The organism is Curtobacterium sp. YR515 (assembly GCF_900113095.1).
Taxonomy (GTDB): Bacteria; Actinomycetota; Actinomycetes; order Actinomycetales; family Microbacteriaceae; genus Curtobacterium.
In genome coordinates this window covers 478,251-493,558 of record NZ_FOOD01000003.1, presented here as the reverse complement: position 1 = coordinate 493,558, position 15,308 = coordinate 478,251, and the positions used below count along the sequence as shown (strand labels likewise).

General features: G+C 73.5%; 6 protein-coding genes, 1 tRNA gene and 1 other RNA gene. 3 read left to right on the top strand and 5 right to left on the bottom strand.

Going from position 1 to position 15,308, the window contains the following annotated elements:
* Positions 1-97: 97 nt before the first annotated feature.
* The gene (locus BM028_RS10515; RefSeq protein WP_139219802.1) at positions 98-7,666 is read right to left on the bottom strand and encodes a choice-of-anchor G family protein; all 7,569 of its coding nucleotides are present in this window, start codon (positions 7,664-7,666) and stop codon (positions 98-100) included.
* 163 nt (positions 7,667-7,829) lie between these two features.
* Positions 7,830-7,926: signal recognition particle sRNA small type (gene ffs / locus BM028_RS10510), an RNA gene on the bottom strand.
* 37 nt (positions 7,927-7,963) lie between these two features.
* Between ffs and BM028_RS10505 the strand changes: the two genes are divergently transcribed.
* Positions 7,964-8,638, top strand: a complete 675-nt coding sequence (locus BM028_RS10505; RefSeq protein WP_071302619.1) for an SDR family oxidoreductase — start codon at positions 7,964-7,966, stop codon at positions 8,636-8,638.
* Positions 8,639-8,787: 149 nt separating this feature from the next.
* Here BM028_RS10505 and BM028_RS10500 read toward each other — a convergent pair whose 3' ends face one another.
* Entirely contained in the window at positions 8,788-9,984 is a 1,197-nt protein-coding gene (locus tag BM028_RS10500) for an acetate/propionate family kinase (protein WP_092386391.1), read from the bottom strand.
* Positions 9,985-10,036: 52 nt separating this feature from the next.
* A complete protein-coding gene (gene pta, locus BM028_RS10495; RefSeq protein ID WP_071302617.1) occupies positions 10,037-12,145 on the bottom strand; it encodes a phosphate acetyltransferase in 2,109 nt (702 codons plus the stop codon).
* Positions 12,146-12,265: 120 nt separating this feature from the next.
* Here pta and BM028_RS10490 point away from each other — a divergent pair.
* Positions 12,266-12,353 (top strand) — tRNA-Ser (locus BM028_RS10490).
* A gap of 320 nt (positions 12,354-12,673) precedes the next feature.
* Positions 12,674-13,315, top strand: coding sequence for a hypothetical protein (locus BM028_RS10485; RefSeq protein ID WP_070418396.1), 642 nt, complete (start codon positions 12,674-12,676; stop codon positions 13,313-13,315).
* A gap of 4 nt (positions 13,316-13,319) precedes the next feature.
* On the opposite strand, the gene BM028_RS10480 is transcribed toward BM028_RS10485, so the two are convergent.
* The gene (locus BM028_RS10480; protein WP_092386661.1) at positions 13,320-15,290 is read right to left on the bottom strand and encodes a helicase HerA-like domain-containing protein; all 1,971 of its coding nucleotides are present in this window, start codon (positions 15,288-15,290) and stop codon (positions 13,320-13,322) included.
* Positions 15,291-15,308: the final 18 nt, after the last annotated feature.

Here is a 15,308-nt window from a genome sequence, read left to right as displayed (position 1 = left end):
ACCGCCTGTGGGAAGTGGGCGGCGGGCGCGTGACGAACCGCGCCTCCCGTCCGTGCAGACGACGGGACGGGAGGCGCGGTTCGTACGTGCGACGGACTCAGACGCGTCCGTCGCGGCGGAGGCCGCGGGCGAGCCGCGACAGGCCCAGCAGGAGGAAGCCGAGCACCACGAGGCCACCCGCTGCCCCGGCGAGCGGGGCCACGTCGGCACCGGTGAACGCGAGCCCACCGGACCCGGAACCGGTCCCGCTCCCGCTCCCGGCCCCGTAGCCGCCGGTCCCGGGCGCGCCCGGCGTCCCGGGCGTCCCGGGCGTTCCGGGTGTGCCGGGCGTTCCGGGCGTTCCGGGCGTTCCGGGCGTCCCCGGCGTGCCGGGGCCACCCGGCACCGCGGCGTCGACCACGACCGCGACCGACTGCACGGCCGACGTCGCACCCGCCACCGTCTGCGTCACGCGGATGGTGTGCTGCCCGACCGCCAGTCGCAGGACGACCGACCAGGTACCGTCCTCGGCCGCCGTCGTCGTGACGGGCGTGCCGTCGTCGGCGACGACCGTGACGGTCGCTCCCGGCTCGGCGGTCCCGGTGACCCGCCAGTCGACGGTCCCGGCGGCCGAGGCCGTCTGGTGCGCGCCCGGCGTGGGCGAGGTGACCGCGAGCGGCTCCACCGCGTCGACCACGATCGGGACCGGCTGCGAGACCGTCGTCGTGCCGTTCACGGACTGCGACGCCTCGATGGTCCACTCCCCCTCGGGGACGCGGTCGAACGTGACGCTCCAGTCGCCGTCGGCGTCCGCGGTCGTGGTGCGGACCTGCCCGTTCGACAGGCGCACCGTGACGAGCGCTCCCGGTGTGGCGTGCCCGGTCACCGTGAAGCTGCCGGTGTCGCCGGTGCCCGTCGCGGGGATGAGCTGGCCGGGGACCGGGCTCGTGATGGTCACGTCGGTCGGCTGGGCGACCACGACCCGCACGGTGCTCGTCACCGGGTCGGAGGTCACGCCGCCGACGGTCTCGGTGACCGACACGGTGTGGGTGCCCGGCGGGACCCGGGTGACGGTGACGGTCCACGAACCGTCACCACCCGCGGTCGTCGTCGCGGTCCGGCCGTCGATGTCGACGGAGACCGTGGCGCCCGGCTCGGCGGTACCGCTGACCGGGATCGACGTCGTGGCACCGGTCGTCGGGACGACCTGGCCGTCGGTCGGGCTGGTGACCCGGACCGGTGCGGCTGCGGCGACGGAGAACCCGACCTGCGGGGCGTTCGTCGTCGTCCCACCGACCGTCTGCGCGGCGGCGATCGTGTGCGGGCCGGTGCCGACGTCCGGCACGGTGACGGCCCACTCGCCGTCGCCGTCCGCCGTCGTCGTGACCGGGGTCCCGCCGTCGACGCGGACCGAGACGGCCGCGTTCGGGGCGGAGACACCGGTGACCCGGACGTCCGTGGTGCCGCCGAGCACGCGGTAGGCGGTGCCGTTCTCCGGGGAGGTGACGACGATCGCGTCCACCGCGGCGACCTCCACCGTCAGGTCGCGCTCGATCGGCGACGACGTCGTGCCGTTCACGACCTGCGTGACGACGATCGTGTGGTCGCCGGCGTCGAGACCGGTGAGCTCGGTCGACCAGCGACCGTCCGGGCCGACCGGGACCTGGACGGGGACGCCGTCGTCGGTCACGATCCGCACGGTGCCGCCGGGCTGCCCCTGGCCGCTGACCGGGACGCTCGCGGTCGTGGTGCCCGCCGGCACGGTCACGGTGTCGCCGTCGGCCGGCGTGTCGACCGTCAGCGCTGCCCCCGCGGCGACCGTGAAGGTCGTCGAGACCGGCGCCGAGGTCGATCCCTCGACCGTCTGGGTGGCGCGGACGGTGTGCTCGCCGGTGCCGAGGCCCTCGAGGTCGACGGACCAGGTGCCGGCGGCGGTCGCCGTCACGGTCCGGGGGTCGCCCCCGTCGACCGCCACCCGGACGGACGCCAGCGGCTCGGCGGCGCCGTTCGCGGTCACGGTCGCGATCGAGTCCTGCTGCGCGACGCGCACGGTCGACCCGTTCGCCGGGGTGGCGATCGTGATCGGGTCCGCGACGAGCACCCGGATGCCGACGGTGACCGGGGCGGAGACGGTGTCACCGATCCGCTGCGTGACGCTGACCGTCGGGGTGCCGGCGGGCACGTCGGGCACCGAGACGCTCCAGTCGCCGTCGGTGTCCGCGGTGGTGGACTCGCTCCGTCCGCCGCCGAGGTCGACCACGACGGTCGCACCGGGCTCCGCCGTCCCGCTGACGTCGACCGTGGTGGTCGCGCCCTCGCCGGCGACGGTGTACTCCTGGCCTGCCGTCGGTTCGGCGATCTCGACCGGGTCTCCGGCCTCGATCTCGAAGGCCGACTCGACCGGGGTGGCGGACGTGGACCCGTCGACCGTCTGCGTGACGCTGACGTCGTGCGTGCCGACGCCGAGTTCCGGCACGTCGACGCTCCACGCGCCGTCGTCACCGGCGGTGACCTCGACGGGGTCGCGGTCGTCGACGGTGACCGTGACGGTGGCGCCCGGCTGGGCGTCACCGGCGATCGTCACCGTGGTGGTGGCGTCGCCGTCCGCGACGGTGATCGGGTCGTCGCCGGGCTGGCGGACGGTCAGGTCGGCCGCGGCGACGACGGACACCGGTCGTGCGACCGCCGCGCTCGTCGTCCCGTTCACGGCTTGGGTGACCTCCGCCGTCCACGAACCGGTGGGCACGTCCTCGACCGTCGTGGCCCAGTCCCCGTCGTCGTCGACCCGTGCCGTCGCGGTCCCGCCGTCACCGAGGTCGACCGTGACGGTCGCCCCGGGCTGGCCGGTGCCGGCGAACCGCACGTCGGTCGTGGCGTCGTCGTCGGCCACCGTCACGGAGGTGGCCCCGGCCGGGGTCGTCACCGTGAGCGGCGCACCGGCGCGGACCGACAACGCCGCGGTGACGGGTGCCGACGTCTGCCCGCCGACGACCTGCGTCGCGCGGACCGTGTAGTCGCCGACCGGGACGTCCGCGAACGTCGTCTCCCAGGCGCCGTCGGCAGCGGCGGTCACCTCGTCGGAGTCGCCGTTCGACAGCGTCACCGTGACGGTGGCCCCGCCCTGTGCCCGGCCCGCGGCCCGCACGTCGGCCGTGCCGGCCGCGTCGGCGACCGTCAGGACGGCGCCGTTCGTCGGAGCGGTCAGGGAGAGCGCGGTCCCGGCACGGACGGTGACGGTCTGTGCGGGACTGGAGGCGCTGGTCCCGCCCACCGTCTGGGTCGCGGTGAGCGTCGGGTCACCGACACCGACCCCGCCGAACGTGACCGTCCAGTCGCCGTCGCCGTCCGCGGTGGTGGTCGCCTCGTCGTCGCCGAGTCGCACCGTGACCGGAGCGTTCGGCTCGGCCGTGCCGGTGACCGTGACGTCACGCGTCGCGTCGGCGTCCGGGACGAGCAGCACGGCGTCGGCGGCCGGGTTCGTCACCGTGACCGCGTCCGCGGCCTCGATCGTGACGGTGCGCGTCGCCGGGTCGGAGACCGCCGGGGACGAGACCGTCCCGGGCAGCGTCTGCGTCACCGACACCGGGTGCTCGCCGACGGCGAGGTCCGGGAAGGTCACCGACCAGGTGCCGTCCGGGGCGACCGTCGTCCGCTGGTCGTCCTCGCCGGTCGTGCTCGCGGTCACCGCGGCGCCGGGCTGGCCGGTGCCGGAGACCGTCACGTCACGTCGGACGTCGTCGCCCGCGACCGTGATCGGCGCCGTGCCGGGGGCGGTGATCGCGAGCTGCGCGGCCGTGACGACCTGGAACGTGGTCGGGATCGCGGTGGTGACCACGCCCTCGACGCTCTGGCTCGCGTTCACCGTGTACGTGCCGGTGGGTGCGAGACCGGTGGCGTCGACGCTCCACACGCCGTCGCCGTCGGCCGTGGTGGTGAACTGCGTGTCCGGGCCGAGCGAGACGGTGATGTCCGCGTCCGGCTCCGAGGTGCCGGAGATCGGGACGGTCGCGGTCGCGTCGCCGTCGACGACGACGAAGCGCGAACCGACGGCCGGCGAGTCGATCGCGACGGCGGTCCCCGGCACGACGGTGAAGTCGCGCGTCACCGTGGGTCCGGTCGTGCCGTTCACGGTCGGCACGGCGGTGACGGTGTGGTCGCCGATACCGAGCTGCGTCGGGTCGGTCGCCCAGTTGCCGGAGCCGTCGGCGACCACGTCGACCGGGTCGCCGTCGTCGACCGTGACCCGCACGCTCGCACCCGGCTCGGCGGTGCCGCGCACGACGACGCCGATCTGGCCGCCCGCTCCCGCGGGGACCTCCTGCGCGTCCGTCGGCGACTCGATCACCAGGTCGTCGCCGACGGCGATCCCGAAGTCCCGGTCGACGGCTGCGGACGTCTGCCCGCCGACCGTCTGCGTGACGCTCGCGGTGTGGTCGCCCGTGCCGACGTCCGGCAGGGTCACCGACCACGCACCGTCGTCGCCGGCGGTCGTGGTGACCGGGTCGCCCGTCCCGTCGAGGACGACGCTGATGCCGGCGCCCGGCTGCGCGGTGCCCGAGACGACGACGTCGATCGTCGAGTCGTCGGTCGCGACGTCGGTCGTGCTGTCCTGGGTCGGCGAGGTCACGGCGAGCGCCGCGCCGGCGACGACCGTCACGACCTGGCGGACGGCCGGCGAGGTGGTCCCGCCCACGGTCTGCGTCGCCTGGATCGTGTACCGGCCGACCGGGACGGCCTGGACCGTGGCGGTCCAGTCCCCGTCGCCGTTCGCGGTCGCGGTGGCGGTCAGCCCGCCGCCGAGCGAGATCGCGACGTCGGCGCCGGGCTCGGCGGTGCCGGTCACGTCGAGGTCGGTCGTCGTGTCCGCGTCGAGCACGGTGACGGTGGCACCGGGTGCCGGGGCGGTGATCGCGATCGGGTCACCGGCGGCGACGGTGAAGTCGCTCGTCACGGGGCCGGAGGTCGTCCCGCCCACGGTCTGCCGAGCGGTCGCGGTGCGGTCGCCGACCGGGACGCCCTGGAAGGTCGCCTCCCAGTCGCCGTCGCCGTTCGCGGTCACCGTCGCGGTGAAGGACCCGCCGATGCCGACCGTGACCTGCGCGTTCGGTGCGGCGGTGCCGGACACCGTGACGGGCGTGGTCGAGGTCGGGTCCGCGACGGTGATCGTGCTGCCGTCCTCTGGCGCGTCGATCGTCAGCGCCGGGGCGGCCGTGACCGTGAAGGCACGTGTCACGGGGGCACTCGTCGAGGACCCGACGGTCTGCGTCACCTGGGCGGAGTACGACCCCGCGGGGACACCCGTCACCGTCGTCGACCAGGTACCGCCGGCGTTCGCCGTGATCGTGGCCGTGCGGCCGCCACCGAGGTCGACGTCGACCCGGGCGCCGGGCTGCGCCGAACCGGAGAACGGCACGTCGCGGGTGGTCCCGGCGAGCGGGAAGTCCTGGCCGGCCGTCGGGCTGTCGACCGTGAGGCCGGCTGCGGCGACGACCCGGAAGGCCCGGGTCACGGGCGCCGAGGTGGTGTCCCCGACGGTCTGCGTCACGCTCGCGGTCGGTTCGCCGATCGGGACGTCCGGCACCGTGATGCTCCACGCGCCGCTCGCGTTCGCCGTGCCGGTCGCGGTGAGGCCGCCGCCGAGGTCGACGTCGATGCGGGCGTTCGCGGTCGCGGTGCCGGTCAGGGTCACCGGCGCGGTGGTGCCGGTGGTCGTGAAGGTCTGCCCCGCGGTCGGCGTCGAGATGGTCAGGGCCTGCTGCGCGACGACGGAGAACTGCTGCGTGGCCGAGCCCGCCGCTGCTCCCCCGACGGTCTGGGTCGCGGTCGCCGTGTACGAGCCGGTGGGCACGTTCGCCACCGAGGTGCTCCACGTCCCGTTGGCCGCCACGGTCGCGGTGCCCGTCCGGCCGCCGCCGAGGGTCACGGCGATCGTGGCTCCGGGTTCGCCGGCGCCGCTGACGGTGACGCTGCGGGTGGAGGACGCCGTCGGCACGCTGAACACCTGGTTCGCGGTCGGGGCCGTGATCGTCGGCGCGACGAAGGCCGAGGCCCGCACGGTCGACGTGGCGAGGTCGACGGTGGCGACGTTCGCCCCCGGCAGGATCGACAGCCGCAGGGCGTGCACGCTCCGCGAGCCGGGGTCGTACCCGCGGCCGTCGCGGAACCCGGTCGTGGTGTCCTGCGCGTTGACGGTGAGGTCGACGACCTGGCGGAGGAGCAGGACGACCGGCGACAGCAGCGTCGCCACGGCTGTGGTCGTGGTGGTCAGGGTGGTGCCGAGCTGCGTGAGGGCCATCCCGCCGATGATCGGCCGGAGCGCGGTCTGCAGGGTCGGGACGACGATGCCGGAGACGACCGGCGCGAGCACGGTGCCGAGGGGCAGCGGCAGGCCGACGAGACTCCCCGATGCGGTGACGGTCGGGTTCGCCGTCGCGGTGCCGGCCAGCGCGCCGAGGGTCGTGTCGACCTGCAGACCGATCGCGGCCGCCGACTGCCCGAGGACGGTGGCGTTGGTGGCGATGTTCACGCGCACCGCGGTGGAGTTGATCGTGTTGACGACCGCCGTCTGCAGCGTGGTGGGCAGCTGCGTGCCGAGGATCGTGGCGATGCTCTGGTTGATCGAGTTCACGGCGACCGTCGTCAGCACCGGGGTGTTCGCGGGCTGGCCGTTGAGGGCCGTGAGCTTGTCGAGGTCCACCGTGATCGTGCCGGTCGCCGGGACGATCGTCACGGCGCCGTCCGTGAGCGGCTGCTGGAGGACCTGGGTGAGGGTGCCGTCGAGGTTGAGGTTCACGTTCGCGGTGATGGTGGTGCCGCTCACGTTCACCGTGCCGAGCAGCGCCTGGCGGAGGAGCGTCTGGATCTGGCTCGACACCGCTGCGGTGGTGCCCTGCAGCGCTCCCCCGGTGCCGAAGACGCCGTTCACCGAACCCGACACCGTGCGGAGCTCGTCGCGGAGCGAGGTCGTCAGCCCCTGGACGGCGGGGCTCGTCAGCGTGAGGTCGGCTCCGGCGATCCGGTAGTCGCTCGTGGTGCTGACCGTCGCGCCGCGCGTCGCGGACAGGGTCGAGGCGAGCGCCCCGACACGCAGCTGCGCGTTCGAGAGCACCGTCGTGTCGGCACCGACCCGGCTGAAGAGCGGGTTGAGGTCGAGCGTCGACGCCCCGGTGCCGATCCCGGTCCCGACGCCGATGCCGCCGTCGTTCGTCAGGAGGCCGGAGGACGCCGTCGCACCGTTCGCCGAGGTCGTCGCGTACTGGCCGGCCACCCCGAGGGTGAGGATGCCGTTCGCCCCGAGCAGGTCGATGTCGTTGCCGAGGTCCACCCCCACGGTGTTCAGGGCCTCGACGTTGAGCGGCTGGTTCGTCGTCCCGCCGCCGGTCGTCGCACCGCGTGCGGAGTAGGCGCCGCCGAGCTGGGCGATGCCGTCGACGTCCACGATGCCCGAGCCGCTGAGCAGGAGCCCCTCGGCCTCGGAGACGTCGGTCTGTGCAGCCGCAGCGGGTTGGATCGCCACGGTGGCGGCGAGGAGCGCCGTCACCGTGGCGATGACGCCGCCGCGCAGGAGGAGACGCCGATCGTCCGATGCTCGTCGTCGAGCTCGGCCGCCAGCACCGAAGATCCGTCGTGTCCAGTCGCCCGCCGTCGTGGGTACACGGGTACCCCGCAGCGACACGTGCCTGCGCATGCGTGTCTCTTTTCCTGGCGAGCGCGCTCGCCACCTGATCCGGAACTCCCCCGCTGGTGAGGCGGTGGAGGGTCAGGAGCCCTGGTTGGGGGTTCCTGAGGGCGATCTTTGCACACGATCAGGTTGCTGTCCGCAACCCGTTACGAAAGAGACACCGGGCGCACGAAAAGACTCCTCACGCACCCGCCAGAGCCCGGTTACCCTTGCTGCGTTTCCGCCCTGGGGGAGTTGGCCTGGATGGCGTCACGTGAGGAGCCGCCGAGAAGTCTACCGGACGCGACGGGCAAGATCGGACACATGAAGATCGCCATCGCCGGAGGCCACGGCCAGATCGCCCTCCTCCTCGCCCGCCAGATCACCGACGCCGGCCACGACGCCGTCGCCATCGTCCGCAACCCCGCGCACGTCACCGACGTGGAGCAGCAGGGCGGACGGGCGATCGTCGCGGACCTCGAGCAGCTCGACGACGACGAACTCGGGCTCCGGCTGCGCGGGGTCGACGCGGTGGTGTTCGCCGCAGGGGCCGGTCCGGGGAGCGGCGCCGAGCGGAAGCTCTCGGTCGACCGGGACGGGGCGATCCTCCTGGCGGACGCGGCCGAGCGCGCCGGCATCCGCCGCTACGTGATGATCTCGGCGATGGCGGCGGACTCGTACGACCCGGAGCGTGCGGTCGTGCCCGCCCGGTCCGAGGCCGACGTCTTCCAGGTGTACCTCCGCGCGAAGGCCGAGGCGGACGCGAACCTGCGGGCGCGGAGCCTCCGGTGGACGATCGTCCGACCCGGGGGCCTGCTCGACACGCCGCCCCAGGGCACGGTCGACGTCGGCGCCACGGTCCCCCGCGGCACGATCCCACGCTCGGACGTCGCGGCGGTGGTGCTCCACGCGCTCCTCGACGACACCGCGGTCGGCGTGCAGTTCGAGGTCACGAGCGGCGACACCCCGATCCCCGCGGCGGTCGCGTCGCTCGGCTGACGCCCGCCGACGGCAGCGGCGTCGAACCACGGATCCGACATCGAACCGGGCGACGACGGTGGTTCGACGTCGGATTCGTGGTTCGATCGCGGCGCCGTGCCCGTCGCAAGCGCCCGCCGCGCGGCGCCCGCGCCGCGCCGCGCCGCGCGTCAGAGCGCGACCGCAGCCGACTGCCGGGCGATCTCCAGTTCCTCGTTCGTCGGGATCACGAGCACCGCGACGCGCGACGTGTCCGTGGAGATGAGCCGCGCCTCCCGAGATGCCAACTCGTTGCGGTCCGCATCGATCTCGATGCCCAGGTGCTCGAGCCCGGCGAGCACGCGCCGGCGCAGCAGCGCGTTGTTCTCGCCGACGCCCGCGGTGAAGACCACCGCGTCCAGCCCGCCGAGCTGCGCCGTGTAGGCGCCGACGTACCGACGGATCCGGTGCCGGTACACGGCGAGCGCCGCCTCGGCGACCTCGTCGCCGTGCAGCGCCGCGTCCTGCACGTCGCGCATGTCCCCGTTGCCGGTCAGGCCGAGCAGCCCGGACTCCTTGTTGAGCATGGTGTCGAGCTCGTCGAAGGAGAGCCCGGCCTCGCGGTGGAGGTGGATGAGGACCGCGGGGTCGAGGTCTCCGGAGCGGGTCCCCATCACGAGGCCCTCGAGCGGGGTGAGCCCCATCGAGGTCTCGATCGAGCGTCCACCGTCGATCGCCGCGGCGGACGCCCCGTTGCCGAGGTGCAGCACGATCGTCTTGAGCTCGGCGAGCGGACGGCCGAGGAACTCTGCCGCCTGCTCGGACACGTACTTGTGGCTCGTCCCGTGCATGCCGTAGCGGCGGATCGCGTACTTCGCGGCGAGGTCGGCCGGGATCGCGTACGTGTAGGCGTGCGGCGGCATCGTCTGGTGGAACGCGGTGTCGAACACGGCGACCTGCGGCACGTCCGAGAAGACCTGCTTCGCGGCGCGGATCCCCTCGAGGTTCGCCGGGTTGTGCAGCGGCGCGAGGCTGTTCAGCTCCTCGATCTGCCGCTCGACCTCGTCCGTCACCACGGTGGCCCGGTCGAAGGTGGTGCCGCCGTGCACGACACGGTGGCCGACCACGGCGGGCGGGTGCTCGTCGAAGGACGGCCCGACCTTCGCGAAGGCGTCGATCATGGCCTGGAAGCCGGCCGCGTGGTCGGCCACCGGGGTCGAGTCGTTCGACGAGGACTCCCCCGTGAGCGCGTTGGTGTGCTTCCACGCCCCAGTCGACTCGCCGATGCGTTCGACGAGCCCGGAGGCGAGCGTGCGCTCCCCCTCGAGCTCGATGAGCTGGTACTTGAACGAACTCGATCCGGAGTTCACGACGAGGGCTGCGGTCACGGGATGGGTCACTTTCTCGGTCGGACGGGAGGCGCGGTGCGGGTCGCGCGGGTCAGCCCGCGTCGGTCGCGGTGCCGGCCTGGATCGCGGTGATCGCGACGGTGTTGACGATGTCGCCGACGAGCGCACCGCGGGAGAGGTCGTTGATCGGCTTGCGCAGGCCTTGCAGGACCGGGCCGATCGCCACGGCACCGGCCGAGCGCTGCACGGCCTTGTACGTGTTGTTGCCCGTGTTGAGGTCGGGGAAGATGAACACCGTGGCGCGACCCGCGACGGGCGAGTCCGGCATCTTCGTCGACGCGACCGTCGGGTCGGCGGCGGCGTCGTACTGGATCGGCCCCTCGACGAGCAGGTCCGGGCGGCGCTCGCGCACGAAGGCGGTGCCGGCGCGGACCTTGTCGACGTCCGCTCCCGAGCCGCTGTCGCCCGTCGAGTAGCTGAGCATCGCCACGCGCGGGTCGATGCCGAACTGCGTCGCGGTCTCGGCGGACGAGATCGCGATGTCCGCGAGCTGCTCGCTCGTCGGGTCGGGGATGACCGCGCAGTCGCCGTAGACGAGGACCCGGTCGGCGAGGGCCATCAGGAAGACGCTCGACACGATCGAGGTGTCCGGCCGGGTCTTGATGATCTCGAACGACGGCCGGATCGTGTGCGCCGTGGTGTGCTTCGCGCCGGAGACCATGCCGTCGGCGAGCCCGAGCTGCACCATCATCGTGCCGAAGTAGGACACGTCGGTCACGGTGTCGCGGGCGAGCTCGATCGACATGCCCTTGTGCGCCCGGAGGCGGGTGTACTCCTCGGCGAAGCGCTCGCGGAGCTCGGGGTCGAACGGGGAGACGAGCTGCGCGGCGTCCAGGTCGAGGCCGAGCTCGGTCGCCCGGGTCCGGATCGCGGCGGGGTCGCCGAGGATCGTGAGCTCGCACACCTGACGCTGCAGGAGCGTGGACGCGGCGCGGAGGATGCGGTCGTCCTCGCCCTCGGGCAGGACGATGCGCTTGCCGTACCCGCGGGCCCGGTCGAGCAGTCCGTGCTCGAACATGAGCGGCGTCACGACCCCGGAGGGCGTGAGCTGCAGGCGGTCGCGGAGGGCGTCGGCGTCGACGTGCTGCTCGAACAGCGCGAGCGCGAGGTCGGCCTTGCGGGGCGAGTCCGCCGCGAGCCGTCCGCGGGTCTGGGTGATGCGGAGCGCGGTGTCGTAGGTGCCGAGGTCGTTCTGCGCGATCGGCAGCGAGCTCGACAGCCCCTCGAGCAGGCGGGAGATCTGCGGTGCCGTCTCGAACCCGCCGTTGAGGATCACCCCGGCGAGGCTCGGGAACGTCTCGGACTGGTTCGCGAGGAGCGTCGCGATGAGGACGTCGCTGCGGTCCCCCGGGACGACGACGATCCCGCCCTCGATCAGGCGCGGCAGGACGTTCTCCATGCTCATGCCGGCGACGACGGTGCCGAGGGCCTCGCGGTCGAGCAGCGCTTCGTCGCCGCGCACCAGGGTCGCCCCGGTGGCCTCGAGCAGGGCGCGGACGGTCGGGGCGACGAGGACGCGGTCCTCGGGGATGGCCCACACGGGCAGGTCGGGGTGGTCGTCGCTGACGGCCTGCCGGACGCTCGACACGACCGACGGCAGGGCGTCGGGGTCGGCGCGGTTCACGACGATGCCGAACAGCTGGGCGTGCGCGGCGCGGAGCTCGCTCGTCGTGACGTCGGCGACCTGGGCCATGTCCTCAGGGGTGCGGGCACCGCGTTCGGCGGCGTCGCGGCCACCGAGCACGAGCAGCACCGGAGCGCCCAGGTTGACCGCGACCTTGGCGTTGAACGACAGCTCCGTCGGGCTGCCGACGTCGGTGTAGTCCGATCCGAGCACCACGACCGCGTCGCACTGCCGCTCGACCTGGGCGAAGCGGGTGACGATCGTCGCGAGCGCCGCGTCCGGGTCGGCGTGCACGTCGTCGTAGGTGACGCCGACCGCGTCGTCGTAGGAGATGCCGACCGCGGTGTGCTGCAGCAAGAGCTCGAGCACGTAGTCCGGCTCGTCGACGGAGCGGGCGACCGGTCGGAACACCCCGACCCGTCCGACCGAGCGTGCGAGGGTCTCGAGGACACCGAGGGCGACGGTGCTCTTGCCCGTGTGTCCTTCTGCTGACGTGATGTAGATGCGGGTCGACACGCGTCCAGGGTAGTCGGCGCACACGGCACGACATCTGGGAGCCCCGGCACTTCCGACACGCGGTCGTGAGCACTCCGGAGAACCTGTACCATTGGGTGTCGTCGTCGGAAGACGGCGCCAGGAGAATTCGCCTAGTGGCCTATGGCGCACGCTTGGAAAGCGTGTTGGGTGCAAGCCCTCGGGGGTTCGAATCCCCCATTCTCCGCCAGAGCACGGAACGCCCCGGGAACCGATCGGTTCCCGGGGCGTTCGTCGTCCGGAGCACTCCGGTGCACTCCGGTGCACTCCGGCGCACTCCGGACAGGACGGTCCCCCACCCGGCGGACCCCGCCGAACCCCGTTCGCCATGGACTGGCCGGGAAACGATGCCGAGGGGTGGAACGGGCTGTCCCCGATACCCGTGGGTCGCCTAGACTGACCCAAAGGACGGCCCCGGGACGGGTCGGACACGGTGCACGGAGCGGCAGGGGCGCGCTCCCCGGGCGAGCGTCGAACGCTGCCCGGGCACCCGAGGGACGAGGAGTCCACGTGGGGGACCTGACGGCGCCGGCAGCAGCTCGGCCGAGCGCGACCGTGTACGACGTGGTCCTCCGGCCGCGTCGCTCGCTCGTGCGCTCGACGATCCTGAGCGTCGTGTTCTCGGCCGTCCCCCTCGCCGTCGCCCTCGTCTGGGTCTCCCTCCCGATGCGCCTCTGGCCGGTCGTCACGGGTGCGGTCATCCTGCTCGCGGCCGCCGTCGCCGTCGTCTTCGTGCGCCTGGGCACCGCGTTCATCGGCATCGACCCGGTGGCGATCACGGTGCGCGGCGTCCTCACGCAGAACCGTCGGGTGGACCGCGACCGCGTCCACAGCCTGGTCCTCGCCACCACGTACGGCAGCGCGGTCGAGCGCACGACGCGCGAGCTCATCGCGCTCGACGCCGCCGGCGCCCACCTGTTCCGCCTCCGCGCCGACACCTGGAGCGACGCCGGCATCGACAGCATCGTGGACGCCCTCGGCGTGCAGGTCACCGACGAGACCCGGCCGATGTCGATCCGCGAGTTCGTGCGGCGCTACCCGGCGAGCCGGTCCTGGTACGAGCAGCGCGGGGCGTACGTCGCCGTCGGTGCGGTGGCGGTCCTCGCGGTCGCCGGGCTGCTCGTGGTCGAGACCACCGGCCTCCTCGGCTGACCCCTCAGCGACGCCGGCGCAGGGTCGAGAAGATCCCCTGCACGACCTCCTTGGCGATCGTCCTGCCCAGCCCGGACCCGAGCAGGTCCGACAGCGGGTCGTCCGCCTTCCGTGACGTCGTCGTCCGGGACGACGTGCGCCCCGACCGCCGCGCATCGGCCGCCCGTTCGGCTCGCTCGAACTCCCGCTGCGCCCGCTCGTACTCCTTCTGTGCCGCGGCCCGTTCGCGCGCCTCGGTCTTCTCCTTCGCCGCGGCCTCCTTCGCCGCGGCGGCAGCGGCGCGGGCCGCCTCCTTCTCCGCCTCGGCGGCAGCGGTCGCAGCGGCCTTCTCGGCGTCCGCGGCAGCCGCGTCCGCAGCGGCAGCCTCCATCCGGCGGGCGAGCATCTCGTACGCCGAGTCGGGATCGAGCCGCGTGCCGTAGGTGGGCAGGAGCGGCGATGCCTGCACCCGCGCCGTCATCTCGGCCGCGGGCATCGGGTCCATCGAGCCCTCGGGGGCACGGAGGCGCGTCCAGGCCACCGGCGTCGGCGCGCCCTTCTCGTTCATCACGGTGACGATCGCCTCACCGGTGGCGAGCGAGGTCAGCACCTCCCCGAGGTCGTAGTCGCTCGTCGGGTAGGTCGACACCGTCGCCCGCAGCGCCTTCGCGTCGTCCGGGGTGTGCGCCCGCAGCTGGTGCTGGATCCGCGAGCCGAGCTGGGCGAGCACGTCGTTCGGGACGTCCTTCGGGGTCTGCGTGACGAAGAAGATCCCGACGCCCTTCGAACGGATGAGCCGGACCGTGCGGACGATCTGCTCGAGGAAGTCCGCCGACGCCCCGCTGAAGAGAAGGTGCGCCTCGTCGAAGAAGAACACGAGCTTCGGCTTGTCCTGGTCGCCCACCTCGGGGAGCTCGTTGAAGAGGTCGGCGAGGAGCCACATCAGGAACGTCGAGAAGACCTCGGGCTGGTCCTGCACGCCGGGTACCTCGAGCAGGCTGACGATCCCCCGGCCGTCGGCGGCGGTGCGGAGGAACACGGTCGTGTCGATCTCCGTCTCGCCGAAGAACTGGTCGGCGCCCTTGTCGGCGAAGGTGATCAGCTCGCGGAGGATCACCCCGGCGGTCTGCTTCGACAGCCCGCCGAGCTCGGCGAGCTCCGCCTTGCCCTGGTCGCTCACGAGGAAGGTCAGCACGCTCCGTAGGTCGGACAGGTCGACGAGCGGCAGCCCGGCCCGCTCCGCGTAGTGGAACACGAGCCCGAGGGAGGACTCCTGCGTGTCGTTCAGCCCGAGCACCTTCGACAGCAGGAGCGGTCCGAACCCGGACACGGTCGCACGGATCGGCACGCCGGTCCCCTGCCCGCCGAGCGAGTAGAGCTCCGCCTCGCTCGCCACCGCGCGCCACTCCTGGCCGATCCCGGCGGTGCGCGCGAGGAGCTTGTCGTTCGGCGTGCCCGCGACCGCCAGCCCGGACAGGTCGCCCTTGATGTCGGCGGCGAAGACGGGCACCCCGTTCGCGGCGATCTGCTCGGCGAGGACCTGCAGCGTGCGCGTCTTGCCCGTGCCGGTCGCGCCCGCGACGAGACCGTGTCGGTTGAGCATGCCGAGCGGGATCCGGACCTGCACGTCGGGCACCGCGGCACCGTTCACGAGGGCACCGAGCTGCAGCGCGCTGCCCTCGACCTCGTAGCCGGCGCGGATCGCCGCGACGGCGTCCGCGCCGAGCGGCCCCTCGGTGGTGGTCGGCTCGGGAGGCACGGTGCCGGTCGTCGACGTCGGCTCGCCCGCCGGGGCGCTCGCGTCCACCGCCGGGGCCGGGGCGTCGACGACCGCCGGCTCCGCGTCGGGCTCGAGCCGCGCCTCCTGGCCCTGCGCCACCGCGGCGGCGAGTTCCTCCGCCCGCTGCACCGCCTCGTCCGCGAGGCGCCGGGCCTCGTCGGCCGCCTGCTTCGCTGCCTCGGCCGCTGCCCGTGCCTGCGCCACCACGTCGCTCATGTCCACAGCATACGAACG